Source organism: Achromobacter sp. Root170 (genome assembly GCF_001428165.1).
GTDB classification, from domain to species: domain Bacteria; phylum Pseudomonadota; class Gammaproteobacteria; order Burkholderiales; family Burkholderiaceae_B; genus Achromobacter; species Achromobacter mucicolens.
In genome coordinates, this window is record NZ_LMHN01000012.1 from 233,959 (window position 1) to 260,534 (window position 26,576).

General features: G+C 65.1%; 27 protein-coding genes and 4 tRNA genes. 13 read left to right on the forward strand and 18 right to left on the reverse strand.

Annotated elements, in window-relative coordinates; translation table 11 throughout:
• Positions 1-2 precede the first annotated feature (2 nt).
• The 3 genes from mgtA to ASD87_RS11275 all read left to right on the forward strand — a co-directional run bounded on the left by mgtA (position 3) and on the right by ASD87_RS11275 (position 4,938).
• The gene (gene mgtA / locus ASD87_RS11265; protein ID WP_056321198.1) at positions 3-2,801 is read left to right on the forward strand and encodes a magnesium-translocating P-type ATPase; all 2,799 of its coding nucleotides are present in this window, start codon (positions 3-5) and stop codon (positions 2,799-2,801) included.
• A gap of 53 nt (positions 2,802-2,854) precedes the next feature.
• Positions 2,855-3,958, forward strand: a complete 1,104-nt coding sequence (locus ASD87_RS11270) for a porin (protein ID WP_056321200.1) — start codon at positions 2,855-2,857, stop codon at positions 3,956-3,958.
• Positions 3,959-4,065: 107 nt separating this feature from the next.
• Positions 4,066-4,938 (forward strand): cytochrome c oxidase assembly protein, encoded by an 873-nt coding sequence (locus ASD87_RS11275; protein WP_142050699.1) that lies wholly within the window; start codon positions 4,066-4,068, stop codon positions 4,936-4,938.
• Between the two features lie 52 nt (positions 4,939-4,990).
• On the opposite strand, the gene galU is transcribed toward ASD87_RS11275, so the two are convergent.
• Positions 4,991-5,842 carry a UTP--glucose-1-phosphate uridylyltransferase GalU gene (galU, locus tag ASD87_RS11280; protein ID WP_056322690.1) on the reverse strand — a complete coding sequence of 284 codons (852 nt, stop codon included), beginning with the start codon at positions 5,840-5,842 and terminating at the stop codon, positions 4,991-4,993.
• Positions 5,843-5,898: 56 nt separating this feature from the next.
• Between galU and ASD87_RS11285 the strand changes: the two genes are divergently transcribed.
• Positions 5,899-7,422 (forward strand): M48 family metalloprotease, encoded by a 1,524-nt coding sequence (locus ASD87_RS11285; RefSeq protein ID WP_056321205.1) that lies wholly within the window; start codon positions 5,899-5,901, stop codon positions 7,420-7,422.
• An 88-nt stretch (positions 7,423-7,510) separates the two neighbouring features.
• On the opposite strand, the gene ASD87_RS11290 is transcribed toward ASD87_RS11285, so the two are convergent.
• The 4 genes from ASD87_RS11290 to ASD87_RS11305 all read right to left on the reverse strand — a co-directional run bounded on the left by ASD87_RS11290 (position 7,511) and on the right by ASD87_RS11305 (position 10,319).
• Positions 7,511-8,611, reverse strand: a complete 1,101-nt coding sequence (locus ASD87_RS11290) for a YheT family hydrolase (RefSeq protein WP_056321207.1) — start codon at positions 8,609-8,611, stop codon at positions 7,511-7,513.
• A 17-nt stretch (positions 8,612-8,628) separates the two neighbouring features.
• Positions 8,629-9,051, reverse strand: a complete 423-nt coding sequence (locus ASD87_RS11295; protein WP_056321209.1) for a nuclear transport factor 2 family protein — start codon at positions 9,049-9,051, stop codon at positions 8,629-8,631.
• Positions 9,052-9,090: 39 nt separating this feature from the next.
• Complete coding sequence (locus ASD87_RS11300) at positions 9,091-9,309, reverse strand: zinc-finger domain-containing protein (protein ID WP_056321210.1); 219 nt, start codon at positions 9,307-9,309, stop codon at positions 9,091-9,093.
• 89 nt (positions 9,310-9,398) lie between these two features.
• The gene (locus tag ASD87_RS11305; RefSeq protein ID WP_056321213.1) at positions 9,399-10,319 is read right to left on the reverse strand and encodes a branched-chain amino acid transaminase; all 921 of its coding nucleotides are present in this window, start codon (positions 10,317-10,319) and stop codon (positions 9,399-9,401) included.
• A 231-nt stretch (positions 10,320-10,550) separates the two neighbouring features.
• Here ASD87_RS11305 and ASD87_RS11310 point away from each other — a divergent pair, with 231 nt between their 5' ends.
• From ASD87_RS11310 to ASD87_RS11320, 3 genes are all read left to right on the forward strand, one after another.
• Positions 10,551-11,300, forward strand: a complete 750-nt coding sequence (locus ASD87_RS11310) for an AzlC family ABC transporter permease (RefSeq protein ID WP_056321216.1) — start codon at positions 10,551-10,553, stop codon at positions 11,298-11,300.
• A complete protein-coding gene (locus ASD87_RS11315; RefSeq protein WP_056321218.1) occupies positions 11,297-11,632 on the forward strand; it encodes an AzlD domain-containing protein in 336 nt (111 codons plus the stop codon). The genes ASD87_RS11310 and ASD87_RS11315 overlap by 4 nt, the downstream gene beginning before the upstream one ends.
• Positions 11,633-11,915: 283 nt before the next feature.
• A complete protein-coding gene (locus tag ASD87_RS11320; RefSeq protein WP_156403412.1) occupies positions 11,916-13,388 on the forward strand; it encodes a DEAD/DEAH box helicase in 1,473 nt (490 codons plus the stop codon).
• 78 nt (positions 13,389-13,466) lie between these two features.
• Here the strand turns inward: ASD87_RS11320 and ASD87_RS11325 are convergent, their stop codons facing one another.
• Positions 13,467-13,850 (reverse strand): thioredoxin family protein, encoded by a 384-nt coding sequence (locus tag ASD87_RS11325; protein WP_056321223.1) that lies wholly within the window; start codon positions 13,848-13,850, stop codon positions 13,467-13,469.
• 63 nt (positions 13,851-13,913) lie between these two features.
• Here ASD87_RS11325 and ASD87_RS11330 point away from each other — a divergent pair, with 63 nt between their 5' ends.
• The 3 genes from ASD87_RS11330 (at position 13,914) to ASD87_RS11340 (ending at position 16,583) form a co-directional block, all read left to right on the forward strand.
• Positions 13,914-14,723, forward strand: coding sequence for an EI24 domain-containing protein (locus ASD87_RS11330; protein ID WP_056321226.1), 810 nt, complete (start codon positions 13,914-13,916; stop codon positions 14,721-14,723).
• 31 nt (positions 14,724-14,754) lie between these two features.
• A complete protein-coding gene (locus ASD87_RS11335; protein ID WP_056321228.1) occupies positions 14,755-15,570 on the forward strand; it encodes a molybdopterin-binding protein in 816 nt (271 codons plus the stop codon).
• A gap of 149 nt (positions 15,571-15,719) precedes the next feature.
• Positions 15,720-16,583 (forward strand): IclR family transcriptional regulator, encoded by an 864-nt coding sequence (locus ASD87_RS11340; RefSeq protein ID WP_056321230.1) that lies wholly within the window; start codon positions 15,720-15,722, stop codon positions 16,581-16,583.
• A 105-nt stretch (positions 16,584-16,688) separates the two neighbouring features.
• Here the strand turns inward: ASD87_RS11340 and ASD87_RS11345 are convergent, their stop codons facing one another.
• On the reverse strand, positions 16,689-17,666 hold the full coding sequence (locus ASD87_RS11345) for a tripartite tricarboxylate transporter substrate binding protein BugD (RefSeq protein WP_056321233.1): 978 nt from the start codon (positions 17,664-17,666) through the stop codon (positions 16,689-16,691).
• A 381-nt stretch (positions 17,667-18,047) separates the two neighbouring features.
• On the opposite strand from ASD87_RS11345, the gene phaP reads away from it, so the two are divergent.
• Positions 18,048-18,626 carry a TIGR01841 family phasin gene (phaP, locus tag ASD87_RS11350; protein ID WP_056321236.1) on the forward strand — a complete coding sequence of 193 codons (579 nt, stop codon included), beginning with the start codon at positions 18,048-18,050 and terminating at the stop codon, positions 18,624-18,626.
• Between the two features lie 130 nt (positions 18,627-18,756).
• Here phaP and ASD87_RS11355 read toward each other — a convergent pair whose 3' ends face one another.
• The 5 genes from ASD87_RS11355 to ASD87_RS11375 all read right to left on the reverse strand — a co-directional run bounded on the left by ASD87_RS11355 (position 18,757) and on the right by ASD87_RS11375 (position 22,975).
• The gene (locus ASD87_RS11355) at positions 18,757-19,800 is read right to left on the reverse strand and encodes a quinone-dependent dihydroorotate dehydrogenase (RefSeq protein WP_056321238.1); all 1,044 of its coding nucleotides are present in this window, start codon (positions 19,798-19,800) and stop codon (positions 18,757-18,759) included.
• 63 nt (positions 19,801-19,863) lie between these two features.
• On the reverse strand, positions 19,864-20,601 hold the full coding sequence (locus tag ASD87_RS11360) for an arginyltransferase (protein ID WP_056321241.1): 738 nt from the start codon (positions 20,599-20,601) through the stop codon (positions 19,864-19,866).
• An 82-nt stretch (positions 20,602-20,683) separates the two neighbouring features.
• Positions 20,684-21,454 (reverse strand): leucyl/phenylalanyl-tRNA--protein transferase, encoded by a 771-nt coding sequence (gene aat / locus ASD87_RS11365; RefSeq protein ID WP_056321244.1) that lies wholly within the window; start codon positions 21,452-21,454, stop codon positions 20,684-20,686.
• Positions 21,451-22,032, reverse strand: coding sequence for an NUDIX hydrolase (locus ASD87_RS11370; protein WP_056321247.1), 582 nt, complete (start codon positions 22,030-22,032; stop codon positions 21,451-21,453). The genes aat and ASD87_RS11370 overlap by 4 nt, the downstream gene beginning before the upstream one ends.
• Before the next feature lie 10 nt (positions 22,033-22,042).
• Positions 22,043-22,975: a LysR family transcriptional regulator gene (locus ASD87_RS11375; protein ID WP_056321249.1), complete on the reverse strand. Its 933-nt coding sequence runs from the start codon at positions 22,973-22,975 to the stop codon at positions 22,043-22,045.
• 131 nt (positions 22,976-23,106) lie between these two features.
• Between ASD87_RS11375 and ASD87_RS11380 the strand changes: the two genes are divergently transcribed.
• Positions 23,107-23,508, forward strand: coding sequence for a DoxX family protein (locus ASD87_RS11380; protein ID WP_056321252.1), 402 nt, complete (start codon positions 23,107-23,109; stop codon positions 23,506-23,508).
• Between the two features lie 10 nt (positions 23,509-23,518).
• Here the strand turns inward: ASD87_RS11380 and ASD87_RS11385 are convergent, their stop codons facing one another.
• From ASD87_RS11385 to ASD87_RS11410, 6 genes are all read right to left on the reverse strand, one after another.
• On the reverse strand, positions 23,519-24,118 hold the full coding sequence (locus tag ASD87_RS11385; protein WP_056321255.1) for a DUF2946 family protein: 600 nt from the start codon (positions 24,116-24,118) through the stop codon (positions 23,519-23,521).
• 4 nt (positions 24,119-24,122) lie between these two features.
• Positions 24,123-24,458, reverse strand: a complete 336-nt coding sequence (locus ASD87_RS11390) for a hypothetical protein (RefSeq protein ID WP_056321257.1) — start codon at positions 24,456-24,458, stop codon at positions 24,123-24,125.
• 100 nt (positions 24,459-24,558) lie between these two features.
• Positions 24,559-24,632, reverse strand: a tRNA-Cys gene (locus ASD87_RS11395).
• A gap of 55 nt (positions 24,633-24,687) precedes the next feature.
• Positions 24,688-24,763: transfer RNA gene (locus tag ASD87_RS11400), tRNA-Gly, on the reverse strand.
• 137 nt (positions 24,764-24,900) lie between these two features.
• Positions 24,901-24,976 (reverse strand) — tRNA-Gly (locus ASD87_RS11405).
• Positions 24,977-25,190: 214 nt separating this feature from the next.
• A tRNA-Gly gene (locus tag ASD87_RS11410) sits at positions 25,191-25,266 on the reverse strand.
• Positions 25,267-25,471: 205 nt separating this feature from the next.
• On the opposite strand from ASD87_RS11410, the gene murB reads away from it, so the two are divergent.
• The gene (murB, locus tag ASD87_RS11415; protein WP_056321262.1) at positions 25,472-26,515 is read left to right on the forward strand and encodes a UDP-N-acetylmuramate dehydrogenase; all 1,044 of its coding nucleotides are present in this window, start codon (positions 25,472-25,474) and stop codon (positions 26,513-26,515) included.
• The last annotated feature ends 61 nt before the right edge of the window (positions 26,516-26,576 follow it).

The window sequence follows — 26,576 nt, forward strand, 5'->3', positions numbered from 1 at the left end:
CCATGTTTGCTTTCCTGAAATCCTTTTTTTCCTCCGCCGCGCGTCTGCGCCGCACCGGCCGGCACTTTCGCCGCGCCCCCATCCTTGAACAAGGCGCGGACAACGCCGCGGTTTCCTCCGAAGCCGCCCGCCGCGCCAGCCAGCGCATGGTCGAGACGTCCCGGCTGGGCTTCGATTCCCTGTTCGAGCGGTTCGGCAGCGGCTGGGGCGGATTGTCCGACGCCCAGGCGCAGGCCGCCCGCGATCGGCATGGCGCCAATGAAGTCGACCACGAGAAGCCGCTTTCCTGGCCGCATCACCTGTGGCTGTCCTATCGCAATCCGTTCAACCTGCTGCTGACCGCGCTGGCGGTCCTGTCATGGCTGACCGACGTGCGCATGGCGGCGCCCGAGGACCAGTCGTGGACGGCCGTTGCCATCATCGGCTCGATGGTGCTGATCTCGACCGTGCTGCGCTTTGTGCAGGAGCAGCGTTCGAACCGCGCCGCCGAAGCCCTGAAGGCGATGGTGCGCAACACCGCGACGGTTCTGCGCAGCGATGCCGGATCGCCTGACGCGGGCAATGGCCGGCGCTTCTTTGGCGCGGCCTTGCACGCCACCGGGTCGCAACAGCGTGAAGTGCCGCTGGCCGATCTGGTGCCCGGCGACGTCGTGCTGCTCTCCGCCGGCGACATGGTCCCCGCCGATTGCCGCATTCTGAACGCCAAGGACCTCTTCGTGGCGCAGGCCGCGCTGACGGGCGAATCGCTGCCTGTTGAAAAGCATATGTCTCCGCGCATGCAGTCGGCCAACCCGCTCGAACTGGAGAACATGGCCTTCATGGGCACCAACGTGGTCAGCGGCGCGGGCAGCGCGCTGGTGGTGGCGACCGGCTCGGACACGTACTTCGGCCAGTTGGCTGGCCGCGTCACGCAGACCTCGCGCGCGCCCACGCAATTCCAGCAAGGCATCAACCGCGTGAGCTGGATCCTGATCCGCTTCATGCTGGTGATGGCGCCGGTGGTGATGCTCATCAACGGCTTTACCAAGGGCGACTGGCTGGAGGCGCTGCTGTTCGCGCTGGCCATCGCCGTGGGCCTGACGCCCGAAATGCTGCCCATGATCGTCACGGCCACGCTTGCCAAGGGCGCCGTGCGCATGTCCCGCCGCAAGGTCGTTGTCAAGCGTCTGGACGCGATCCAGAACCTGGGCGCCATGAACGTGCTGTGCACCGACAAGACCGGCACGCTGACGCAGGACCGCATCGTGCTCGAGCGCCACACCGACGTCTATGGCGCGGCCAGCGACGACGTGCTGGCCTATGCCTACCTGAACAGCTACTACCAGACGGGCCTGAAGAACCTGCTGGACGTGGCCGTGCTGGAGCATGCGGAAGTGGCGCGCAGCCTGGACCTGGCGGGCCGCTACCGGAAGATCGACGAGATTCCGTTCGACTTCTCGCGCCGTCGCATGTCCGTCGTGGTGAACGAGACCGAGAACGGCCGCGACCACCACGAACTGATCTGCAAGGGAGCGCTCGAGGAAATGCTGGAAGCCTGCACGCGTCTGCGCGTGGGCAGTGAGGTGCATCCGCTGACCGACGCGCGCCGCGCCGACATCCGTCACGTGACGGCGGGTCTGAACCGGGAGGGCCTTCGCGTCATTGCGGTCGCCGTGAAGGAACTGCCGCCCACGCAGCAGGCCTACGGCGTGGCGGACGAATCCGACCTGGTGCTGGTGGGATACATCGCATTCCTGGATCCGCCCAAGGAGTCGACCGGGCCCGCGCTGGCCGCGTTGAAGGACTCGGGCATCGAGGTCAAGGTGCTGACCGGCGACGTCGAACTCGTCACGCGCAAGGTCTGCCGCGAGGTGGGACTGGACGTGCGCAAGGTGTACCTGGGCGCCGAGATCGAGGCGATGGACGACGCCGAGCTGGCGGTCGCCGTGCGCGAGGCCAACGTGTTTGCCCGGCTGGCGCCGATTCACAAGGAACGCATCGTTCGCAGCCTGCGCGCGCAGGGCGACACGGTGGGCTTCATGGGAGACGGCATCAACGACGCCCCGGCGCTGCGCGCGGCGGACGTGGGCATCTCGGTGGATTCCGCGGTGGATATCTCGAAGGAGGCCGCCGACATCATCCTGCTGGAAAAGAGCCTGATGGTGCTGGAGGACGGCGTGATCGAAGGCCGCAAGACCTTCTGCAACATGCTCAAGTACCTGAAGATGACGGCCAGCTCGAATTTCGGCAACGTGTTTTCGGTGCTGGTCGCCAGCGCCTTCCTGCCCTTTCTGCCGATGCTGCCCATCCATCTGCTGCTGCAGAACCTGATGTACGACATCTCGCAGACGGCGATTCCGTTTGACAATGTCGACGAAGAATTGCTGAAGCAGCCGCAGCGCTGGGATCCGGAAGGCCTGGGCCGATTCATGGTGTTCTTCGGCCCGATCAGCTCGATCTTCGATATCGCGATGTACGCCGTCATGTGGTTCGTGTTCCAGGCCAATTCGCCCGAGCATCAGACGCTGTTCCAGTCCGGCTGGTTTGTCGAAGGCCTGTTGTCGCAGACGCTGATCGTGCATATGATCCGCACTCGCCGGATTCCTTTCCTGCAAAGCCGCGCGTCCTGGCCCCTGATGGGAATGACGCTGATGGTGATCACGTTGGGGCTGGTGCTGCCGTTCTCGCCGCTGGCGGAGTACTTTCAGTTGCAGGCGCTGCCCTGGAGCTACTTCCCCTGGCTCGTCGGCATTCTCCTGGGATATTGCGTGCTGACGCAGACGCTCAAGCACTTCTGGGTCCGCCGCTACGGCTGGCAGTAGGCTGATGCAACCGGCGGCGGGCTCCGCGCCCGCCGCCAACGCAAGGAAAGATCATGAGAATTGCATTTTTCGCCGCCTTGGCGGCGGCCGGCCTGATGCCCTCCTGCGCGGCGGTGGCTGCGGATGGCGGCACCAGCTTGCAGCTGTACGGCATTGTGGACGCCGGCGTTGCCGTGACCCGGGTGTCGGGGCAGGGCAGCCAAAGCGGCTTGCTGAATGGCGGCCTGACGGACTCGCTGTGGGGCCTGCAGGGGACGGAAGACCTGGGCTCCGGGTGGGCCGCCAGTTTCCAGCTTGAAAGCGGCTTTGACCCGTCCAGCGGCACCGCGGCCGATAGCAGCCGGCTCTTCAACTATGGCGCCTGGGTCGGCTTGGCCCATGCCAGCTACGGCGACCTGCGCCTTGGCCGCCAGTACACGGTCGGCCAGACCTATGGCAACGCGCTTGAGATCGCCTCGTGGAAAGACATGGGCATGGGGGCGACCTTCAAGGCGTCCGACAATTACCAATTCAGCAACATGGTGAACTGGTATTCCCCGCAATGGCAGGGGTTCCAGGCCGGGGTCGGCTATGCCTTCGACGCGGATGGACAGGACCAATTTCGCACCAACCGGAACACTCGTGCGATCAGTCTCGGCCTGAAGTATGAGGACGGGCCGCTCCTGGCCGTGGCCACCTGGGAACAATTGCGCCTGGCCACCCCGCCCGCGCAGGCGGGCGGGCGTCCGCAGGCGTTCCAGGTGGGCGCCTCGTACGACTTCGAGGTGGTCAAGGTGTCGCTTGCCTGGTCGCGCCAGCGCAACGGTTATGTGGGGCTGGACGGCGGCGACCCCGACGGACTGGGCCTCGGGCTGGGACCCGCGGCCTTCGTGCAGGGCGGCACGGTCGACGCCTGGCTGGTCGGGGTCAGTGTTCCGGCCGGGTCGGGCGCCGTCCTGGTGCAATGGTCGCTGGCCCGGCCCGACTGGCGTTGGGACAACGGCATGAGGGCGCGCAATGCGCAGGTTGCGACGCTGGGCTATACCTACGACCTGTCCCCGCGCACGACGCTCTACGCCTTCGCCGGCTACGCGTCGAACTACACGCTGGATAACCAGTTCGACCCCGGCAACGCCCACACCACGCGCATCGGCACGGGCGTGTCACACCGTTTCTGACACGTTCCAGCCCGGGCCGGCGCCCGGCAGCGCGCGATGGCGGGGTCTACTACAATCGCCGAAAGACGGCGCCGGGCGCCGGCCCTTGTCTTCGCGTCGTTTCTCGGATGGCACGCATGGATAGTCTCGAATGGCTCGTACCCTGGGAGTTCTCTCCCACGCTGGTGGCTTCCTTCCTGGTGGCCATCGTGCTGTTCGTACGCGGGCAGCGGGTCCACCATGTCACGCGCGCGCGCCAGATCCTTTTCTGGACGGGGATGGTCCTCCTGTACCTGTCCCTGCACACCCGGCTCGACTACTACGCCGAGCGCATGTTTTTCATCCATCGCATCCAGCATCTGGTGCTGCACCATCTTGGGCCGCTGCTCGTCATGGCGGCCTTCCCGGGGCAGGTGATGCGGGCGGGTTTGCCGATGCGGTGGCGTTTGCGGCTGCGCGATTTCCTGCGCACCGGCACGGGCCGGGCCACGGTGGCGGTGCTGACCCACAAGATCTTCGTGCCTGCGCTTTTCGTGTTCCTGGTGCTGATCTGGCTGATTCCGTCGGTGCAGTTCTACTCGATGCTCGACTGGCGTCTTTACCGCCTCATGAACTGGTCGGTCGTGATCAGCGGGTTCATGTACTGGAACCTGATCCTGGACCGACGTCCCGCGCCCCCCGCGGCCATGTCGCCCGGCGGACGCGTCATTTCGCCCGTGGCGACCATGCTGCCGCAAATGGTGGCGGGCGCCGTCATCGCCTTCACGGAAAGCGACATCTATCCGCTCTTTGAGCTATGCGGGCGGGCGATCGCCATGTCGGCGCAAACCGACCAGACGATCGGCGGGCTGACCATGTGGATTCCTGCCGCGCTCGTTGAGGTGATCGGGCTGATGGTGGCGTTGGGCACGCTGATGCGCCTGTCGGCCAAGGGGCGGCTGCGCAAGGCGGACCGCGATGCGCGCGCGCGCGCCAAGTCGGGCGCGGCGCTGTCTTCCTGAACCCGGCGGGGAACGCGGCACTGATGTGCCCATTCCCGCCAGGCCGCGCCGGTCACTCCGGCAGCAGGCCGTGATACTTCTTGCCCAGCGCCACGGTGGCCTGGAACATCCCCGCCTTGTTGCCGCAGTCGTAGCGCACGCCATCGAAGCGGTGCGCATAGACCTCGCGCTCACGCATCAGCGAGGCGATGCCGTCGGTCAACTGGATTTCATTGCCCGCGCCCATCTTGGTCGAGCGCAGATGGTCGAAGATCGCGGCTTCCAGCACGTAGCGGCCCACCACGGCCAGCGTCGAGGGCGCGGCTTCGGGATCCGGCTTTTCAACGATGTGCGTGACGCGTTCGGTGCGGCCATCCGCCTGCGTGTCGCCTGTGTGCGTGGCCACGATGCCGTACTTGCGGGTGTCGGCGCGCGGCACGTCCTGCACACCCAGCACGCTGGCGTTGCGCGCCACGGCGACGTCCACAAGCTGCTTCATCGCGGGCGTATCGGCGTCGATCAGGTCGTCGGCCAGCAGGACCGCAAAGGGCTCGTCGCCCACGGCAGGGGCGGCCGACAGCACGGCATGGCCCAGGCCCAGCGGGGCCGATTGGCGAATATAGAGGCAATTGACGTGCGCGGGTAGAATGCCCCGCACCATCGCCAGCAGTTCATGCTTGCCCTTGCTTTCCAGGTCGGATTCCAGCTCGGGCGCGGAGTCGAAATGATCTTCGATGGCGCGCTTGTTTCGGCCAGTCACGAATATGAGATCGGTAATCCCCGCGGCGACGGCTTCTTCCACCGCGTACTGAATGAGGGGCTTGTCGACCACGGGCAGCATTTCCTTGGGCATCGCCTTGGTGGCGGGCAGGAAGCGGGTGCCCATGCCGGCGACAGGGAAAACGGCTTTACGGACGGGACGCATTGAGACCTCGTTGAGGATTCGATGAAACATTTTAAGCTCATCGCTATCATAGGCTTATGAACCGCAGGAAAATGCCATCCATTTGCTCGATTGCGAAACGGGGCGCGATCGCGAGCCTTTGCGCGGCGCTCGCCATGCCCGTGGCTCCCGTCACGGCGTGGGCGCAGCCGGTCGGGCTGCCTTCCATGGGCGCCGCCTCGTCGTCCGACCTGTCGCCCATGCTGGAGCGCACGCTGGGCGAAGCGATCATGGCGCAGGGCCGCCGCGACCCTTCCTATATCGATGATTCCGAACTCAGCCAGTACCTCACGACGATGGGGCGCAAGCTTGCGGCGTTTGCGCCGGGCGGCGTGCCCGAGGTCGAGATGTTCGGCGTGCGGGATCCCGAGATCAACGCGTTCGCGATGCCGGGCGGCTTCATCGGGATCAATACGGGCCTGATCGTGTCGTCGGCCAGCGAATCCGAACTGGCCGCCGTGGTGGCCCACGAAATCGGACACGTCGTGCAGCGCCACATTGCGCGCGGCATGACCCAGCAGAACCAGAACGGCATGCTGATGCTGGCCAGCCTGGCGGGCGCGCTGCTGGCGGCGTTGGCGGGCGGCGGCGGCAACCTGTCGATGGGCGTGGCCGCCTTCGGGCAGGCGGCGGCCATCAACCGCCAACTGGGATTCTCGCGCGACGCGGAACGCGAGGCCGACCGCGCTGGCTTGCAGATGCTGACGAAGGCTGGCTACGACGCCGACGGCATGTCTCAGATGTTCGCACGGCTGATGAACGCATCGCGCCTGAACGAAGGCGCGGGCGGCGGCTCGTGGGCCAGCACCCACCCGTTGTCGATCGAGCGTATGTCGGACGTGCAGAACCGCGCCCGCGCGCTGCCGGCCTCGCGGCATCTGGACAGCGACGACTTCTGGTACATCCGCGCCAAGATGCGCGTGGTGCAGGGCCGCGACACGGTCGGTCTGCGCACGGCCGGCCAGCAGTTGCAGGACGAGGCCCAGGCCCTCTCGGGCGTGCGGCAGTCCGCCGCGTATTACGGGCTGGCCCTGCAGAACTTCCAGCGCAACAACCTGCCGGAAGCGGAGCGCTACTGGAACCTGGCTTCCGCCAATGGCCGCAGTTCGCCGCAGCTGGCAAAGCTTGCTGTGGATATCGCGCTGGCGCGCAAGGATTATCCGCAGGCAATGTCGCTTGCCCAGGCGGGCACCAAGCGCTATCCCGAACATCGCGCGCTGGGCATTGCCTACGCCCAGGCGCTGCAGGCCAATGGCCGGCATGCCGAGGCGCAGGATTACCTGCGCGAGAAGATCAAGCAGTGGGGCAGCGACGAACCGAGCCTTTATCAGATGCTGGCGCAAAGCGAAGAGCGCAACGGCAAGCCGGTACAGGCGCGCCGCGACCTGGCCCGCTACTACGTCATGACGGGTGCGTACGCCGCCGCGGAGTCGCAGCTGCAACAGGCGCGCGGCCTGTCCAACGACTTCTACGAGCAGTCGCAGATCGACGTGCAGATCAAGGAAGTCAAGGACAAGCTGGCCGAAGAGCGCCGGCTGCTCGAGCGCTTCAAGTCAGGTTGATACAAGGGGTCTGACACCTTGAGACAGCGTCGCAAGTCTGCGGTTGGATCTCGGGGGTGTCAGACACCTACTGAGCTGGCCGCAGCTTTTACAGCCCGGTTTCGAAGAACCGTCCCAGGCGCTGGGGCAGCCAGTTCAGGTGCCCCGGAAAGCTGCCCGTGGGAAAGCCCGCGTGCCCGCCATCGGAAGGTTGATGCAGCAGGATGCCCGGCGCGCAGTCTTGCGGCTTGGGCAGCGAGGCGGCCGGGATGAACGGGTCGTTGCGCGCGTTGAGCACCAGCGTCGGCACGGCGATCTTCGGCAGCCACGGCTTGCTGGACGCGCGCGTCCAGTAATCCAGCGCATTGCGAAAGCCGTGCATCGGCGCGGTGTAGGTGTCGTCGAATTCGCGCAGGTCGTGCGCATGCGCGATCCGCATGACATCGATGGAACCGGGAAAACGATGCGCTTTTTCCAGCACCTTGTGCTTGAGCGTCTTCAGGAAGTGCGCCGTGTAGACGCGCCGGTTGAAGATGCCGGTCGACAGCGTCTTGCCGCAGGCGACCAGATCCAGCGGCGCCGACACGCCGGCGCAGGCGGTCAGCCAGGTGGTGTCTTCCTGGTGTTCTCCCAGATACTTCAGCAGCGCGTTGCCGCCCAATGACACGCCGACGGCGTGCCAGCGCGCGTGCGGAATGCGCTGGCGCACGGTGTTCAGCAGGAAGCCCACCTCGGCCGAGTCGCCGGAGTAATACGCGCGGGCCAGGCGGTTGGGCACACCCGAGCAACCCCTAAAGTGCGCGATCACCACGATCCAGCCGCGTGCCCGGAAGTAATGCGCGATGGACTGCGCATAGCGGCTGTTGCTGCCGCCTTCCAGGCCGTGGAACAGGATCAGGGCAGGGGTGTCGGGGGTTTGCGGCAGCGACTTCCAGTCGGCGTCCGTCATCCAGCGTGCTGCGGCGGTCTTGCCGTTGCCGACCGGGCGTTGCCCGCTTACCGGCGCACCGTCGGCGGCCTTGTGCGGAAACAGCCCAGGGCCGGTCCAGTCGAAATCGACGAAGTCCGTGTCCGGCGTGTCGACGCGGTCGCGCACGAACGCGATGCGGTGATACTGCGCGAACAGGGCGGCGTAGACCGTCTGGCTGTCGCCCCCGGGAAGCCAGGGCGGGACGGGGCAGGGCGTTGTATCAAGACGAGCAGGGGCCAACTGGGAATCCACCCGGGTCAGTGAAGCATGTCGGGCACGTCGTGCAGGTCGAGCACCCCGGCTTCCGAGGGCGCCTGCGAGGCATGGTGCATGACCATGCGCCAGCCGGTGGGGCCCTTGTGGTAGATGTTGGTGGCGTAGCAGTTGGCGAACTGCGTGCCCTCACGCGTGCGCACCGCCACCTGTTCGACCAGGACGTGCACCGCGCACATCATGCTGAGCATGACGAGCGGGCGCAGCGGACGCACATGCAGCGGACCGTTGGACAGCACCTGTTGCCAGGACTCGTGCACCGCGGAATGACCGACGACGCGCAGGCCTCCCGGATGGATGCATACGACTTCCTCGTCGTCGGCCCAGACCTGCATCAGGCGGACGGCGTCCGCCTGCTCAAGGGCTTCGTAGAACGCGTGTTCTGCTTCTTCGGGCGTGGCGAACATGGCTGCTGAAACGGTTAAGCGTATTGTGGGGCGGCGAGGTCAGTGGTGGCCGTGCAGCACCGTGCCCGCCTTCAGGCGGTACTCGGCGCCACAGTAGGCGCAGCTTGCGGAACCCGTGCGGGCCACATCCAGGAAGACGCGGGGGTGCATGCTCCAGAGCGGGGCCTTGGGGCCGGGACAGAACACGGGCAGGTCTTCAGCGCCGACCTCGATGACTTCGTGAGCGCGGGAGACGGCGGCCGGGGCAGCAGCGGTCATGAATATTCCTGAAAAAAGAACCGATGAACGGCAGGTTGAAACAATGATGCGGTCTTGCTGGGCAAAAGCGCGCCAATCAGAATTGAAAATCAGACTTTACTTAGCCAGTGATGGTACTTCGGGTTGCGGCCATTCACCACGTCAAAAAACGCGTTCTGCAATTGTTCGGTGACTGGACCGCGCCGGCCCGAGCCGATCCGGCGGTTGTCGACTTCGCGGATGGGCGTGACTTCGGCGGCCGTGCCGGTGAAGAAGGCCTCGTCCGCGATGTAGACGTCGTCGCGCGTCAGGCGCTTGGTCAACACGCGCAGGCCCAGGTCGGCCGCCAAGGCGTGAATCGTGGAGCGGGTAATGCCCGTCAGCGCCGAGGCGATCTCGGGCTCGCAGAGCACCCCGTCCTTGACGATGAACAGGTTCTCGCCGGAGCCTTCGGCGACAAAGCCGTCGGTGTCCAGCAGCAGGGCCTCGTCGTAGCCGTCCTGCAGGGCTTCGGTGTTGGCGAGGATGGAATTGGCGTACGTGGTGGCGACCTTGGCGCGCGGCATGGTGACATTCACATGCTGGCGCGCGAACGACGACACCTTCACGCGGATGCCGTTGGACAGCGCCTCTTCGCCCAGGTACGCGCCCCACGGCCAGGCCGCGATGGCCACGTGCACCCGCGCGCCCTTGGGCGACACGCCCATTTTTTCGGGACCGTAGAACACGAGGGGACGCAGGTAGCCGGATTCCAGCTGGTTTTCGCGCACGACCATCCGTTGGGCTTCGTTGATCGTGTCGCGATCGAACGGCATGGGTATCTGGTAGATGTGCGCCGAATTGAAGAGCCGGTTGGTGTGGTCTTCGAGGCGGAAGATGGCGGTGCCGAGCGTGGAGCGATACGCGCGCACGCCTTCGAAAACGGACAGCCCGTAGTGCAGCGAATGCGTCAGGACATGCGTGGTCGCGTCTCGCCATGGAACGAGCTTGCCGTCATACCAGATGAAACCGTCGCGGTCAGCCATCGACATGGTCTTCTCCACACAGTGCGCGCCAGACCTGCCGCCGCGCGCCAGGCCCCAAGGGCTCAAGAATCTTGAGGGCGTTATTGTATCAAGCAGCGAGGTTACAATACGCGCCTATTCGCGCACCGGTCTGGGGCCAACGCCCTTGCAGCATGATGCCGGCGGGCGAACGGGCCGTCGCGTGTTCATTCCATAGAGTTTCCATGTCGTCCTGTCTGCATCGCCAGGGGCCAGCCGTTGTCCTCTGAATCCGCGCTTCCTGAATCCGAAGACCCAGGCCTGGTTCGCCAGGAACGCCTGACCGCCTTTCGCGCCGGCGTCCACGCCATCGTGCCCGCCCTCATCGCCACCGCGACCTGGGGTCTGGTGACCGGCGTGGCCATGGTCAAGTCCGGACTGACCGAATCCATGGCGCTCGCCATGACGCTGCTGCTGTACGCCGGCTCGGCCCAGCTCACTTCGTTGCCCCTGATCGCGGCGGGCGCGCCGCTGTGGCTGATCTTCGCCGCCGGCTGCGTGGTCAACCTGCGTTTCATCATCTTCGGTGCGGCGTTGCAGCCGTACTTCCGCCATCTGTCCTGGCCCAAGCGCCTGGGACTCGGCTATTTCACGACCGACATGGGCTTCGTGCTCTTCATGCCGCGCTTTGGCGACTCGGTCGAGCGCGGCACGCGCGAGCAGCTCTGGTTCTTCCTGGGCTCCATCGTGCCAGGCTGGCTGGTCTGGCAGTCCTCGTCGATCATCGGGATTTATCTGGGCGCCCAGGTGCCGACCAATTGGTCCCTGGATTTCGCCGCCGTGCTGGCGCTGCTGGCCATCACGGTGCCGCTGGCCAGCTCCAAGCCCATGCTGGTGTCCATGCTGGCGGCCGGGGTCGTCGCCTGGGTGGGGCAAGCCATGCCCTTGCGCCTGGGACTGGCCGCGGCGGTCATCTCCGGCGTTATCGCCGGCATGTGGGCCGAACGCTTCTTCAAGGCGCGTGCATGACGAATTGGTCCTGGGAACTCTACGTCTATTCCGCCATTCTGCTGCTCGCGCTGTGCAGCGTCCTGACGCGGGCCGGCTTCATGCTGTTTGGCGACTACATTCCGCTGTCCGACAATGTGCGGCGCGCCTTGCGCTATGCGCCCGCCGCCGCGCTCACCGCCATCGTGGTCCCGGACCTGCTGCCCTGGAAAGCCGGACTTGGCCCCGTGTTCGATTACAAGCTGGTCGCCGGTCTGGTCGCCATTCTGGTCTTTCTGCGCACGCGCAGCGCCGTATTGGTCATTGTGGTTGGCATGCTGGTGCTCTGGGGTTTGCGCTGGCTGGCCGGCTGACGGCCACGATTTCCCCGCCGATATGTCCGCCTGATGGACGCTCGCAGTGTCTTTTTCGCCTCGGCGGGCGCTTTGAACGCGCGGTTAACCGGCCGTTGAATGGTCCGTTTGACCGTGTGGTAAGGCGGCTGCGCTAAAATTCATCAATCCACAGCAATCCGGGCCTGGTACTGCCCACATAAGTATCGACTCCAGCATGGTTGCCCCGATGCTTATGTAGTGCAGTGCATGCAGCACTCTCGTTTTGTTCTTTTTCACTGGTCCCGGTACTTGCCTAACCCTGATGACTGAATCCACTCAAACCGTAGCACCCACCGCTGACGCGCCCGCGCCGACGTTCGACGATTTCGGGTTGCACCCCCTGTTGTTGCAGTCCATCGCCGAAACCGGCTACACCACCCCGACGCCCATCCAGGCGCAAGCCATTCCCGTGGTGGTGTCGGGCCGCGACGTCATGGGCGCCGCCCAGACCGGCACCGGCAAGACGGCGGCGTTCACGGTACCGATCCTGCATCGCCTCATGCCGCTGGCCAACACCAGCGCTTCGCCCGCCCGGCATCCGGTGCGCGCGCTGATCCTGGCGCCCACGCGCGAACTCGCGGACCAGGTCTTCGAGAGCGTCAAGCGCTACAGCAAGAAGACGCCGTTGCGCTCGGCCGTGGTGTTCGGCGGCGTGGATATCGGTCCGCAAAAGGAAGCGCTGCGCCGCGGCTGCGAAGTGCTGGTTGCCACGCCGGGCCGTCTGCTCGATCACGTTGAACAGAAGAACGTGAACCTCAGCCAGGTCGGCATCCTGGTGCTGGACGAAGCGGACCGCATGCTCGACATGGGCTTCCTGCCCGATCTGGAACGCATCATCCGCCTGCTGCCCGCGCAGCGTCAGGGCCTTTTGTTCTCGGCCACGTTCAGCAACGAAATCCGCAAGCTGGGCCGGTCGTACCTGAACCACCCCGTCGAAATCGAAGTGGCGGCGCGCAACGCCACCGCCACGACCATCACGCAGATCGCCTACAAGATGACCAGCGACGCCAAGCGCGCCGCCGTCGTGCATCTGGTGAAGTCGCGCGGCCTCAATCAGGTCATCGTCTTCTCGAACACCAAGATCGGCACCGCACGCCTGGCGCGCGACCTGGAACGTGATGGCGTCAAGGCCGAATCGATCCACGGCGACAAGACCCAGGCCGACCGCATGAAGGCCCTTGAGGCCTTCAAGGCTGGCGAACTCGAAGTGCTGGTCGCCACCGACGTGGCCGCGCGCGGCCTGGATGTGGCGGGCGTGCCCTGCGTCATCAACTACGACCTGCCGTACAACGCCGAAGACTACGTGCACCGCATCGGCCGCACGGGCCGCGCGGGCGCATCGGGCGAAGCCATTGCGCTGTTCACCGCCGACGAAGAGCGGTTCCTGCTCGACATCGAAAAGCTCATCAAGCGCGAAGTGCCGCGCGGCACGCTCGACGTGCCGGCCGACCTGATCGCGCGCAGCCATCGCCGCAGCGACAGCAGCTCGCATTCGCGCGAAGGGCGCGAAGGCGGCCGCGAAAGCCGCGGCGACCGGGGCCGTTCTTCCGAGCGCCGTTCCAGTCACCATGCCGGCGGCTCGCGCCAGCCCGTGGACGACTTCTTCTTCAAGCCCTACGAGCCGTCTGCGCCCGCCGCGCCGGCCGAAGAACAGGAATCGCGCGGCAACGCCACGCCGTCTTCCGCGCCCAAGCGCCAACTGGCCGTTCTGCTTGGCGGCAGCCGCAAGCCCTGATCGCAATCGGGTTCCGGCCCATGAAAAAACCCGCAAGGCCAGCCGGCGTTGCGGGTTTTTTGTTGGGCGCGACGCGCGTCAGGCGGCCAGCATCCGGGGCAGATCGGGCAGGGCGGTGTTCACGGCCGCGCTCTCTGCGTTCAGGCTTGCCAGAAGACGCTCCAGATGGCCGATATGCGGCAGCATGGGGCCGTAGAACACGACGCGATCGCCGATCTGCACCAACAGGGTCGGGAAGTTTTCGACGTCCACGTCGCCCAGCAGTTCAGCGTGGTCCTCGATGTCGATCCACGCAAAGACATGCTGCGGCATTGCGTCGGCCAAGGCTTGCAGCTTGGGCTTGTATTCTTCGCAGGTGTCGCACCAGGCGGCGCAGAAGCAGGCGATGAGCCAGGCGCCGGGCGTGGCGTCCAGCCGCGCGCGCAGCGGGGCAAGATCGGTACCGGGGGTGAGCAGTGACATGTGAGCGGATCGGGGCGGGTTTGACTATGATACCCGGGTTGTTCACCCCTCACTTCGACTGCCATGACCGCTCTGCGTACTGATCCTCCCACCCCCGGGAACGGCCGCCTGTCCGGCGCCGGCGCGGGCGCGGTAAGCGTGGGCCAGGCGTTCAAGCGCGCGCTTGTGTCGCAGTGCCACCCGACCATGCTGTTCGCGGTGTTGCTGCCCTTTCTGATCGCGCTGGTTGGCGCGATCCTGCTGCTCTGGTTTTTCTGGACGCCCCTGACCGACTGGCTGCGCGCCGAGGTCTCGCACTGGGATGTCGTCAATCGCGTTGACGAATGGCTGGTCGCGGTGGGCCTGTTCTCGCTCAAGATCTGGCTGATTCCCGTCATCGCCGCAGCCATCCTGCTGCCGGTGTCCGGCATCCTGGGGTTGGCCATCGCCGCCGTGTTCGTCATGCCACTGGTGTTGCGCCACGTCGGCCAGCGTGAATATTCCACCGTCGCCCGCCGCGGCAAGTATTCGACGGCGGTCAGCGTGTGGAACGCGGTGTGGGTGTCCGCCGCCTTTGCCGCCGGCTGGGTGTTGACGCTGCCCCTCTGGCTGGTGCCGCCCATGGCCGTGGTGCTGTCGATCTTCTGGTGGGCCTTTGCGTTCTCGCGCATGATGCGCGTGGACGCCATCGTCGAACACGCCAGCCCAGAGGAACGCAAGCTGATCCTGGAACGGAACAACGGCGGCTTCTGGAGCATCGGCCTGATTTGCTCGCTCTTGAACCTGCTGCCGCCCGCGTGGATTATCCTGCCGGTGTTTTCCGCCCTGGTCTATGCGCATTACGGCCTGGAAGCTCTGAAGCGCCTGCGGCAGGACCGCGTCATCGACGTCTGACCGGCGTCATTTCTCACCTTTGGAATTGGACATGGCTGCAGAATCCACCGCCCGCCGTATCGGTCTCATCATCGTCGGCGATGAAATCCTGTCGGGACGACGTCAGGACAAGCATTTTTCCAAGATCGTCGAGATGCTGGGCGCGCGCGGCATGCATCTGAGCTGGGCCGAATTCCTGCCTGACGAGCGCGACCGCCTGGTGGACGCCTACAAGCGCAGCTTCGCCACCGGCGATGTCGTGTTTTCGTGTGGCGGCATTGGCGGCACGCCGGACGACCATACCCGCCAGGCCGCGGCCGCCGCGCTGGGCCTGCCGCTGGCGCTGCACCCGGAAGCCGAAGCCGCCATCGCGCTGCGCACCCGGGAAATGGCCGAGAAAGGCCAAGGCACCGCCGACATGAGCGCGCCCGAAAATCAGCAGCGCCTGCAGATGGGCATGTTCCCCGAAGGCTGCGAGATCGTTCCCAACCCTTACAACCGGATCCCCGGCTTCTTCATCAAGGACCACACCTTCGTGCCGGGCTTTCCCGTCATGGCGTGGCCGATGCTGGAATTGACCCTGGACACGCGATATCGTGCGCTGCAGCATGTGCGCGTTCATGCCGAACACTCGTTCCTGGTTTTCAGCATGCCGGAATCACGCATCACGCCGTCGATGGTCAGCGTGGAATCCCGCTGGCCCGGCGTGCGCGCCTTCAGCCTGCCCAGCGTCGGCGAGGCGGGCGGAATGCCCCACATCGAGCTCGGCGTGAAGGGCGATCCCGAGGCAGCGGCCGAGGCGCTGGAGTTTTTGCGGGCGGAAGTGCTGCGCCTGGGCGGTAAGCTGGCGCCCCCGGCGGCAGCCTGACCGGGGTGCCGGCGGGACACCGCCGGTTGCACTGCCCGATCAAATTCTGATTGCAAAACCGGCTCGTAAATTTCACAATACGGGAAAGAACCGCTTGCTGCAGTGCCGCAACGCACCCCCGTGCGCGGCGGCGCCAGCCCAAATCTTCCATGGCCCGTCTTCCAACGCCCCGCAATCCCCTGGACGCCGAAACCGAAGGCGCGTCCGCTCATCCGATCGCCATTCAGGTCATCGAACGCGCCATGCGGCTGCTCGACGCCCTGGCCGCGCAGCCCGATCCGGTCACGCTCAAAGAGCTGTCGGCAACCACCGGCCTGCACGCGTCCACCGCGCACCGCATCCTGAATGACCTCGTGGTGGGCCGCTACGTCGAGCGGGTCGACAACGGCCTGTATCAGCTCGGCATGCGCCTTCTGGAGCTGGGCTCGCTGGTGAAGGGACGCCTGAACGTGCGCGAGGCCGCCATTCCCGCCATGCGGTCGCTTCACAAGCTGACGGGGCAGACCATCAATCTTTCTGTCCAGCAGGGCGACGAGATCGTCTATATCGACCGCGCCTGGAGCGAACGCTCCGGCATGCAGGTGGTGCGGGCCATCGGCGGCCGCGCGCCGCTGCACCTGACCTCCACCGGCAAGCTGTTCCTGTCCACGGGCGACACGCGCCAGGTGCGGGCCTATGCGTTGCGCACGGGGCTTGCCGGCCACACGCGCAACAGCCTGACCGATCTGGACAAGCTCGAACGCGAACTCGCCCTGGTGCGCCGCCATGGCTATGCGCGCGACAACGAAGAACTCGAACTCGGCGTGCGCTGCATCGCCGCGGGCATCTTCGATGACACCGGCAAACTGGTGGCGGGGCTGTCGATTTCCGCGCCGGCCGAACGCCTGCAGGACGACTGGATCAAGGCGCTGGTCGATACGGCTGCCAGCATTTCCGAGGCCCTGGGCTACGAGCCCTCGGTTTCCACCGGCTTCAACGGCCTGGGCATGGCGGCCGAAGCGATGCGCCCGTAGCGCAGTGCCTGGCCCCAAATACAAAAGCCCCCGCGAGGGGGCTTTCGTTTTTCAGGCATTGCCGCCCGAGGCCGCCACGGTCGTGGACGGCCCCATGGGCTGCGCTTATTGCTTTTCGATGCCGGCCTTCTTGAACAGCTCGGCCCATTGCGGGACTTGCTGCTTGACCTTGGCGGTCAGCGCGTCGGGATTGGCTTCCGAAGTCAGCACGGTGGCGCCCAGCTGCTTCATGCGCTCCTGGAACTTGGGATCGGCCAGGCCTGCCTGCAGGCTCTTGACCAGCTTGTCCACGACGGGCTTGGGCGTGCCCTTCGGCACCCACATGCCATGCCAGATGCCCACTTCGAAGCCCTTGTAGCCGGACTCGTCCATGGTCGGCAGCTTGGGCAGGGTGGGAACGCGCTTCAGGCTGGTCACGGCGTAGGCCTTTACCTTGCCGGCCTCGATCTGTTGCGTCGTGTTGGTGGTCTGGTCGCACATCAGGTCGACCTGCTTGCCCAGCAGGTCGTTCATGGCGGGGGCGGTGCCCTTGTACGGGATGGTCAGCAGTTGAACGCCAAGCGCTTCCACCAGCATGGTGCCGCACAGGTGGCTGGCCGCGCCGATGCCCGCGTTGGCCAGCGACACCTTGTCCTTGTTCTTTTTGACGTAGTCCGCCAGCTCGGCGATGTTGTTGGGCGGGAAGTCCGAGCGCGCGACGATCGTCATCGGCACGTCGACCACCAGGCCGATCGGTTCGAAGCTGGTGAAGGGGTCGTACCCCGGATTCTTATAGAGAGAAGGCGCGGTCGAGAAGCCGGCGTGCATCAACAGGATGGAATAGCCGTCCGGCTGCGCGCGGGCGACCTGGGTGGTGCCGATGGTGCCGCCGGCGCCGCCCTTGTTTTCGACCACGACCGTCTGGCCCAGGCTGGTGCGCATGGCTTCCGCGAGAGAGCGGGCGACGTTGTCGGTCGGGCCGCCTGCAGCGAACGGCACCACCATGTTGATGGGGCGTTCCGGGTATTCCGCGTGCGCGGCGCCGGCCGCGAACAGGGCACCGGCCGCGAGCAGGGCCGAAAGCGTGCGGGGGATCAGGGTCATGAGGTCTCCGATTGCAGGGTTTTGCTTGCTGCGATTTAGTTATCAACCGCTGACATGTATTTGGTATTTGTCTGTCATCGGCGTGAAAGCAGTGTAGAAAAGAATTGATACCGCGTCATGTCCGGTATTTCCCGAGTTCTGGGAAATCATTGAGCGCAATCAAGCCGGGCAAAGCGCCGCACCGATAAAGTGCAAACACTTGTTGCGCCGCACAAAAAGCGCTTGACAAGTTTTTTACCGAGTCTAGAATGGCAATTGTGCAGTGCATCAAACGGGCCGGCGGTAGCTTGTAGTACCAGTTTCCGCGCACGTTTCTTATTTCGTCGCAGACAACCATCCTTATTGCCGGACAGCCTCCGGCTACCCTGAGAGGAGCATTCTATGAGCGCAATCCCGCAACAAGTCCTGGACCGCCAGAAGGCCAGCATCAACACCATCGTGGCTGCCCAGTCCGCCGTTTTCGCCGGCTTTGAAAAGCTGGTCGAACTGAACCTGAAGGTCGTGAAGGCCACCCTGGACGAAGTCGCCCAGAAGTCGCAGCAAGCTTCCGAAGTGAAGGATCCCCAGGAAGCCGCCGCGTTTGCCACCGGCCTGCTGCAACCGGGCGCCGAAAAGGCCCTGGCCTACACCAAGCACGTGTATGACATCGTTGCCGGCGTGCAAGGCAGCCTGGTCAAGCTGACCGAAGAACAGATCGCCGAAAGCCAGCAGCAGCTGAGCGAAGCCGTCGACCAGTTCTCCAAGAACGCCCCGACCGGTTCCGAAAGCGCCGTCGCCCTGATCAAGTCCTCGCTGGCCACCGCGACCAGCGCCTACGATTCGATGACCAAGGCCGCCAAGCAGGCCGCCGAAGTCGCCGAGTCGAACCTGAATGCCGCCGCCAACGCGACCTTCAAGGCTGCCACGGACGCTGCCGATGCCGCCACCAAGGTCGCCAGCCGCAGCCGCCGCAGCGCCTAAGTATTTGGCGCACGGTGCTGCGCGAATCGCAGTAATGTAGTACTGTTGAGTGACAGAGCAGAGCTGGAATTAGGGCCACCCACAGGGTGGCCCCTTTTTTTGCCTGCATTTTGTGGGGCAGGTTCCGCGGTCAGCGGCGCGCCACGGCGCGCACGCATTCGCCGACCAGCCCCGGGCCGCGGTAGATCAGGCCCGTGTAGAGCTGCACCGCATCGGCGCCGGCGTCCATCTTTTCGCGGGCTTGCTGGCCAGACAGCACGCCGCCCACGCCGATGATGGCAAGGCTATTGCCCAGCCGCTCCTTCAGGCGGCGGATCACCGCCAGCGACAATTCATGCACGGGCGCGCCGGACAGGCCGCCTGCTTCTTGCGCGTGGGCCTGGCCTTGCACCGCATCGCGCGACAGCGTGGTGTTGGTGGCGATGACACCATCGATGCCGTGGCGCGGCAGGATCTCGGCGATGGCGTCGATCTGCTCCTGCGTCAGGTCCGGCGCAATCTTCACGGCCATCGGCACCCGGCGCTGGTGCTGGTCTTCCAATGCGCGGCGCTTGTCGGCCAATTGCCCGAGCAGGGCAGAGAGCTCGTCGCCGCTTTGCAGCGCGCGCAGATTCTTGGTGTTGGGCGACGAGATGTTCACGGTGACGTAGTCGGCATGCGGGTACACCCCGTCCAGTCCGATCAGGTAGTCGTCCGCCGCGCGTTCGATGGGAGTATCCGCGTTCTTGCCGATGTTCAGGCCCAGGATCCCGCCCTGCTTGCGCCACGTGCTACGTTGCACGTTGGCCAGGAACGCTTCCAGTCCCTGGTTGTTGAAGCCCAGCCGGTTGATCAGCGCATTGGCGCGCGGCAGGCGGAACATGCGGGGCTTGGGGTTGCCGGGCTGCGCGCGCGGCGTGACCGTGCCGACCTCGATGAAGCCGAAGCCCAGGTTGCCCAGCGCGTCGATATAGGCGCCGTTCTTGTCCAGGCCGGCGGCCAGCCCGATCGGGTTGGCCAGCTGCATCCCCATCAGCGTGCAGGGCGCCTTGGGCTGCGCGTGCATGAGCTTGCGCGTGGCGCCGCACTCATAGGCGCGCTGCAGGCCCGACAAGGTGACTTCGTGGGCGGTTTCCGCGTCCATGGCGAACAGCGCCGGGCGGGCCAGGGGGTAGGCGTGAAAGAGGATAGACATGGGGCGGAATTGTAGAGCGATTTGATGTGTCCCCGCCGCTCATGGACCCACCGCAAGGCCGATTCAGGCGGGCGGCCGCTCGGGCGTGTCGCGCCATTGCCCGTCGACCAGGAATTGCGCCGGACGGAAGGCCGATTTATAGGACATTTTCCGGCTGTCCGCGATCCAGTACCCCAGATAGAGCCAGGGCAGGTTCAATGCGCGGCATTGTTCGACCTGCCAGAGGATGCTGTAGGTGCCCAGGCCGTCGGCAATGTCCGGGTCATAAAACGTGTAGACCGAGGACAGGCCATCGTCCAGCACGTCGATGATGGACACCATCACCAGCACCCCTTCGGCGTTGCGGAACTCGACCAGCCGCGTGTTGACGCGGCTGGTGAGCAGGAACTGCGCGTACTGGGTGCGGCTGTCTTCGTCCATGCCGCCGCCCGGATGCCGGCCCTGCTGGTAGCGCGTATAGAGCCGGTAGTGCTCGGGCGACCATGCAAGTTCGGCCACGAACGACTGCAGATGCTGATGATTGCGCCAAGCCCGGCGCTGGCTGCGATTGGGGGCGAAGGCGGCCGCGTCCACGCGCACGGGGATACAGGCCTGGCAGTTGTCGCAATGGGGACGATAGGTAAAGAGTCCGCTGCGGCGAAAGCCCTGTTCCACCAGTTGCGAATACGTACCCGCGTTGATCAGATGGCCGGGCGCGGCAACCTGCGACCGGGCCTGGCGACCCGGCAGATAACTGCACGGGTAGGGAGCGGTTGCATAGAACTGCAGCGTGGAGAAGGGAAGTTCTTTCAGCTGGCTCATGGGAGCTGGCTCATTGGCGCTGTCGCATGGAATATCCCTTGAGGGCGGCGGGCCCGGGACAGGAATCGCTCCATATTAACGCTTAACTCGGGCGGCAATCCGTCCCCTCGGGTGTGTCCGGATGCAGCGTTCCCTGCGTATCCAACCTGCCGCGGGACCACGCGATGCCGGGTTGCATCGTGGCCTGGCGGACATGCCGCAGAAAGCGTTCGCGCGGCAGGGGGCGTGCGCCCATGCTGGCCAGGTGGCGCGTCTGCTGCTGGCAGTCGATCCACTCGACGCCCTGCGCCTCCAGGTAGCGAACCAGATGCGCCAGCGCGATCTTGGAGGCGTTCGGGACACGGGTGAACATGGATTCGCCAAAGAACATGCGGCCCAGGCTGATGCCGTACAGGCCGCCCGCCAACTCGCCGTCGATCCAGGTTTCGATACTGTGCACGACCCCGGCCTCATGCCACTGGCGGTAAGCCTCCTGCATGGCCGCCGTGATCCACGTGCCCGGCTGTCCGTCGCGCGGCGCGGCGCAGGCCGCCATGACCTGCGCAAACACGGTGTCGACCCGCACCTGCACCCTCGGCGCCGCGTCGTGCTCGCGCGCGGCGATCTGCCGCAGCAGCTTGCGCAGAGAGTGCGACGGCGCGAAATCCTTCACGCGCAGCACCATCCGCGGATCCGGGCTCCACCACAGGACGGGTTCGCCTTCCGAGTACCACGGAAAGATACCGTTGGAGTACGCCTGGGTAAGCCGTTCCGGGGACAGATCCGCGCCTGCGGCCAGCAGACCATCCGGATCCGTCAGCGCGAATTCCGCAGGGGGAAACGGGGTGTCGGCGGCCAGCCAGGGCAGTTTCAACGGTGAGATTCGAGGGTGTAGTGATGAGGACCGAAGGTGCCGCGTTTGCGGTCCTCGAAAAACAGGCGCAGGGTGCTTGCCACGGTGCGAAACGCCAGGTCGTCCCAGGGGATCTCGGCTTCGTCGTACCAGCGCGCTTCCAGGCTCTCCGGGCCGGGGTCCAGTTCGGGACCCACCGCCTGCGCCAGATAGAACACGTGCACCTGCTCGATCTGCGGCACGTCGATGATGGTGTAGATGTCGCCCAGCTGGATCTTGGCGCCGGATTCTTCCAGTGTCTCGCGCGCGGCGCCCTGCGCGGTGCTCTCGCCCAGTTCCATGAAGCCGGCGGGCAGCGTCCACGTGTTGTAGCGCGGCTCGATCGCGCGCAGGCAGAGCAGCACGCGGTTTTCCCAGACGGGCACGGTGCCGACCACCAGCCGGGGATTCTGGTAATGGATCGCCCCGCAGTGATCGCAGATGTCGCGCTCGCGGTTGTCGCCTTCCGGCACGCGGCGGTTTACCGGCGTGCCGCATTGGCTGCAAAAGAGGGAACGGCGCGGGGCGGGAAAGTATACGAGGGGCGATTTGGCGGTCATGGGTACGATTCTAACGGCTGCGGCGGGTCGTGGCGCGCCGTCCCGGCGGCGTGGGCGCGGGGCTGCCGAATCGGGCTTCCAGGTGTTCCACGAACGACCGCACCTTGGGCGACAGGAAGCGGCGGTGCGGGTAGACGGCGACCATGGAGATGGGGGTGTGGGCGTAGCCGGTCAGCAAGGCGGTAAGGCGGCCGGCGCGAATGTCGTCGCCCACCAGGAATTCCGGTTGCAGAATGATCCCGTGGCCGGCCAGCGCGGCGGTGCGCAGCACGTCGCCGTTATTGGCCCGCAGCGCCGCATTCACGCGCACCAGGTGCGTCACGCCATCCTTTTCGAAATGCCATTCGTTGCCCGTGCTTGCGTAGGCGTAGTGCAGGCAGCGATGCTGCTTCAGGTCTTCAGGCACGGCAGGGGCGCCGTGGCGTTGCAGGTACGAGGGCGCCGCGCAGACGAGCAGTTGCTGCGGCGCCAGCGGCCGTGCCACGAGCGATGAATCCACCAGCGGGCCGATGCGCACCGCGACGTCGTAGCCGTCCTCGACCAGATCCACCACGCGATCGTTCAGGTCCAGGTCGATCACCACGTCCGGATAGCGCTGCAGGTATTCGGCAATCGCCGGTCCCAGATGCAGGATGCCGAAGGACACGGGGGCGCTGACCCGCAACCGCCCGCTGGGCCGCTGGCCTTCCGCCTGCAGCGACAGTTCCAGGTCGGCGACCTCGGCCAGGATGGGCCGGACCCGCTCGTAGAAGGCGCGCCCGGCATCGGTCATGCTCAGCTTGCGGGTGGTGCGGTTGAGCAGGCGCACGCCGTACTTCTGTTCCAGATAGGCAATCTGCCGCGTGACCACGGAGCGCGCCTGGCCCATCTTGTCGGCGGCCGCCGCGAATGAACCCAGTTCAACGACCTTGGCGTAGGTCTGCATGGCGGTGTGGGTGTCCAAGATTGTTTCCTATAGAGGAACAATAATTTGCAATTCTGCATGTTTATCTTTGTTTTTGGAATCGCAAGAATACGGCTCCATGAAGGTTCGCCCCGTTTTGAGCGATCCGTTTCTGCACAAGGATGACTGCAATGATTGATTCCCGTACCGCGCCGTATGCGGCACTGCTCCTGCGCGTGGCGCTGGGCGTGATGTTCCTGGCCCACGGCCTGACCAAGCTGCTGGTCTTCACGCTGCCCGGCACGGCGCAGTTTTTCACGAAGATCGGCTTTGCCGGCTGGCTGGCCTATCCCGTGACGTTCTTTGAGGTGGCGGGCGGCATTCTGCTGATTTTGGGCGTGGTGCCGCGCTGGGTGGCCGCCATTGCCGTGGTGCAGCTCTTCGCGGCGTCGACGGTTCACTTCGGCAACGGCTGGGGATTCGGCAACCCGGGCGGCGGCTGGGAATATCCCATCTTCCTGACCGTCGCGGCTGCCGTGCTGGCGCTGCTGGGCGACGGCAAGTTCGCCCTAATCAAGAGCGGCCGGCGCTGAACGCGCTTTTTCAGCCCGCGCCGGCGTGCGGCGCGGGGTCGAACGCCAGGCGATCGGCAACGTCCGCCTGCGCAATCGAATGCAGCGGCGCGTCCCCATAAACGCCTGGCCACGCTACGTTGATCGACTGGCCGGGCATCAAGCCCGCCAGCGCGTCCATCAGGGGCGCGCCCGCAGCCGTCTGCAGGGTTTCGAGCAGCGGCTGCAGATCGCGGTCCAGCACAATGCCGGCGCCCAGGGGCGTCGATGCGAAGAGCTGGCCTGCATCATCCAGCCACCACCCGGTGACCGAGCCGACGGCCGCATCGGTATGCGTGACGAGGCCGCGATTGTCATCGGCCAGGCGCAACACATAAGGCGCCGCGTCCAACCGCACGAAGACGCGCTGCGGCCCGTTCTGGAAAAACCAGCGGCCCACATCGTCATGGTCGAAATTGCGGCCGATGAACTCCAGGATCTGCGTATTGGTGATCGGCTCGCCCGGCCCGCCTTCGTTGGCCTGACCTTGCGGATGAAGGCGCCAACGCCCGCGCGCATCGAGCGACAGCCAGCCGTACACCGCCGGCACATTGGGCCAGCGGGCGAGGGCGTCTTTCACCGATTGATCCATGGTGTTATGGGCGTATGACGATGGTGGGCGAGATGACGATGCCAGGCTGAACGGGCATCACAGGCACGGCCACGGGCTGCGGCGCGTAGCCATACGCATAGTCGTCGCGGCATTTGCGCTTTTCGCTGTAGTCGCCATTGCGCTTCCACTTGCGCTCGACCTTACAGGCGCCATCCCAGTACTTTTCCTTGTACTCGCCACCTTTGTGGCGGTGGTGATGGTGCTTGTCGTGCGCCTCCGCGGCAAGGGGCGCAAGTGCGATCAACGCGGCGGCGGACAGGCTCAGGAAAGCGGGGCAGGTAGCAAAGCGGCGCGGGTGCGATTCCGGGATGTTGTGCATGGACTCATCGTTCAAATGAAAACGGGGTCACCATAACAATCATCCGGCTAACCGGGCGTAGGGATGGGTAACGAGATGCAGGGGGGAGGGAGAAAGATGCTGGAGGCGCAAGCCGGAATCGAACCGACGTACACGGATTTGCAATCCGCTGCATAACCACTCTGCCATTGCGCCAGCACTTGCAAGAAAAAAGGAAGCGCGGTGTGTGCCGTTGCTTCCTCTTTGTATTTGGAGCGGGAGACGAGTCTCGAACTCGCGACCTCAACCTTGGCAAGGTTGCGCTCTACCAACTGAGCTACTCCCGCTTGGGGTACTGCTTTGCTGTACTACTTTGCTACTGCTTTATTTGCTTTTAGTGAAAGCCTGTATTGGTATCAGGGCTGTTCAGCAAAGAAAGCGATTGTACATGCTTTTAAGGGTCTTTGCACTGCAGACCGAAATCTGGAGCGGGAGACGAGTCTCGAACTCGCGACCTCAACCTTGGCAAGGTTGCGCTCTACCAACTGAGCTACTCCCGCATTTGCACACTGACCGCATCGCTGAGGGTCCGTTTGAATTTTGAGAATTCTGGCGGCTGGCCGATCAGCGAGGCGAGAGTATACATTAATTTTTTCATCCATCAAGCCGATGCGCCTGCGTTGGCGAACCCGGTGTTTCAGGCATGAAAAAAGGGCCTTTCGGCCCTTGCTTTCAACGATTTGCAGCATTGAAAAAACGCTGCAGACCAAAATCTGGAGCGGGAGACGAGTCTCGAACTCGCGACCTCAACCTTGGCAAGGTTGCGCTCTACCAACTGAGCTACTCCCGCATTGGTTCCGTAAACTGCCCAGAACCGCTTTTCTTATTCACGCTGATCAACTTGGTTATCGATCAGAAGGCGCGCAGTCTAGCACGATTTTTTGAGCTTGTCCTGAGCCTGTCTGGCTGGCTGCGATTTACGCTGTAAATCGGGTCAAGCACTCAATCAAGTAAACTGAGCGAAGACAGAAACTATAGCATACCTCGTAGCACTCATGTCAAATTCCTTCGCGGGATCCGCGCCCGATTCCTTGTCTCCGTCCGTGCAGGACCTCACTGGTCTGAATACGTTGGGACTGGCATCCCGGGCCGATGCGTTCGTCGCGCTGCGCGAGCCCGCGCAATTGCCCGCGTTGTCCGCCCTGGCGCAAACGGCGCCGTCGTTGCTCGTGCTGGGCGGCGGCAGCAACGTGGTGCTGCCCGAGCGCGTGCCGGGCCTGGTTGCCCGCGTGGCCTTCCAAGGTGTGCGGCTGCTGGAATCGCGGCCGGACGCGTGGATCGTCGAAGCCGCGGGGGGCGAAAGCTGGCATGGATTCGTATCGGCCTGCGTCGCGCAGGGATGGGATGGCCTGGAAAATCTGGCGTTGATCCCCGGCACCGTGGGCGCGGCGCCCGTGCAGAACATCGGCGCCTATGGCGTCGAGCTGCAGGAACGCCTTCACAGCCTGACGGCCTGGGATGTGCGCGAGGCGCGCTTCGTGGAAATGCAGGCGGCCGATTGCCGGTTCTCGTACCGCGACAGCGTGTTCAAGCATGATGCGCCCGGGCGCTGGATCATCGTGAGCGTGCGCTTTGCCTTGCCGCGGCCGTGGCGGCCGGTGCTGGCGTATCCCGATCTGCAACGCCATCCGCGGCTGTCGGGCGCATCGCCCAGCGCGCGCGATGTCTTCGATGCGGTGTGCGAGATCCGGCGCGCCAAGCTGCCCGATCCCGCGGTCACGGGCAATGCCGGCAGCTTCTTCAAGAATCCCATCGTGCCGGCCGCGCAGCGTGACGCGTTGGCGCAGCGCTTTCCTGGCCTGGTGTCGTACGCGCAGGCGGACGGCCGGTTCAAGCTGGCCGCAGGCTGGCTGATCGATCAGTGCGGCTGGAAGGGAAGGGCGCTGGGGGCGGCGGGCGTGCATGATCGCCAGGCGCTCGTGCTCGTCAATCGCGGGGGCGCCACCGCCGCGGACATCATGGGATTGGCGCGCGCGGTGCAGGATGCGGTGGCCGATCGCTATGGCGTGCGCCTGGAGCCCGAGCCGGTCGTGGTGTGACCGGGCAGGCTTTCCGGAATGAAAAAAGGACCCCGCGGGGTCCTTTGCTTTTGGCGCCGGA

Bases quoted from the DNA above. Each gene is read 5' to 3' on its own strand.
- ASD87_RS11360 (WP_056321241.1), bottom strand. From the start codon at position 20,601: ATGAGCCAGCTGAAAGAACTTCCCTTCTCCACGCTGCAGTTCTATGCA.
- galU (WP_056322690.1), bottom strand. From the start codon at position 5,842: ATGCGTCCCGTCCGTAAAGCCGTTTTCCCTGTCGCCGGCATGGGCACC.
- ASD87_RS11335 (WP_056321228.1), top strand. From the start codon at position 14,755: ATGGCTGCAGAATCCACCGCCCGCCGTATCGGTCTCATCATCGTCGGC.
- ASD87_RS11325 (WP_056321223.1), bottom strand. From the start codon at position 13,850: ATGTCACTGCTCACCCCCGGTACCGATCTTGCCCCGCTGCGCGCGCGG.
- mgtA (WP_056321198.1), top strand. From the start codon at position 3: ATGTTTGCTTTCCTGAAATCCTTTTTTTCCTCCGCCGCGCGTCTGCGC.
- ASD87_RS11385 (WP_056321255.1), bottom strand. From the start codon at position 24,118: ATGGATCAATCGGTGAAAGACGCCCTCGCCCGCTGGCCCAATGTGCCG.
- ASD87_RS11340 (WP_056321230.1), top strand. From the start codon at position 15,720: ATGGCCCGTCTTCCAACGCCCCGCAATCCCCTGGACGCCGAAACCGAA.
- ASD87_RS11300 (WP_056321210.1), bottom strand. From the start codon at position 9,309: ATGACCGCTGCTGCCCCGGCCGCCGTCTCCCGCGCTCACGAAGTCATC.
- ASD87_RS11380 (WP_056321252.1), top strand. From the start codon at position 23,107: ATGATTGATTCCCGTACCGCGCCGTATGCGGCACTGCTCCTGCGCGTG.
- ASD87_RS11305 (WP_056321213.1), bottom strand. From the start codon at position 10,319: ATGTCGATGGCTGACCGCGACGGTTTCATCTGGTATGACGGCAAGCTC.
- ASD87_RS11355 (WP_056321238.1), bottom strand. From the start codon at position 19,800: ATGTCTATCCTCTTTCACGCCTACCCCCTGGCCCGCCCGGCGCTGTTC.
- ASD87_RS11370 (WP_056321247.1), bottom strand. From the start codon at position 22,032: ATGACCGCCAAATCGCCCCTCGTATACTTTCCCGCCCCGCGCCGTTCC.
- ASD87_RS11330 (WP_056321226.1), top strand. From the start codon at position 13,914: ATGACCGCTCTGCGTACTGATCCTCCCACCCCCGGGAACGGCCGCCTG.
- ASD87_RS11320 (WP_156403412.1), top strand. From the start codon at position 11,916: ATGACTGAATCCACTCAAACCGTAGCACCCACCGCTGACGCGCCCGCG.
- ASD87_RS11275 (WP_142050699.1), top strand. From the start codon at position 4,066: ATGGCACGCATGGATAGTCTCGAATGGCTCGTACCCTGGGAGTTCTCT.
- ASD87_RS11315 (WP_056321218.1), top strand. From the start codon at position 11,297: ATGACGAATTGGTCCTGGGAACTCTACGTCTATTCCGCCATTCTGCTG.
- murB (WP_056321262.1), top strand. From the start codon at position 25,472: ATGTCAAATTCCTTCGCGGGATCCGCGCCCGATTCCTTGTCTCCGTCC.
- phaP (WP_056321236.1), top strand. From the start codon at position 18,048: ATGAGCGCAATCCCGCAACAAGTCCTGGACCGCCAGAAGGCCAGCATC.
- ASD87_RS11295 (WP_056321209.1), bottom strand. From the start codon at position 9,051: ATGTTCGCCACGCCCGAAGAAGCAGAACACGCGTTCTACGAAGCCCTT.
- ASD87_RS11270 (WP_056321200.1), top strand. From the start codon at position 2,855: ATGAGAATTGCATTTTTCGCCGCCTTGGCGGCGGCCGGCCTGATGCCC.
- ASD87_RS11390 (WP_056321257.1), bottom strand. From the start codon at position 24,458: ATGCACAACATCCCGGAATCGCACCCGCGCCGCTTTGCTACCTGCCCC.
- ASD87_RS11345 (WP_056321233.1), bottom strand. From the start codon at position 17,666: ATGACCCTGATCCCCCGCACGCTTTCGGCCCTGCTCGCGGCCGGTGCC.
- ASD87_RS11285 (WP_056321205.1), top strand. From the start codon at position 5,899: ATGAACCGCAGGAAAATGCCATCCATTTGCTCGATTGCGAAACGGGGC.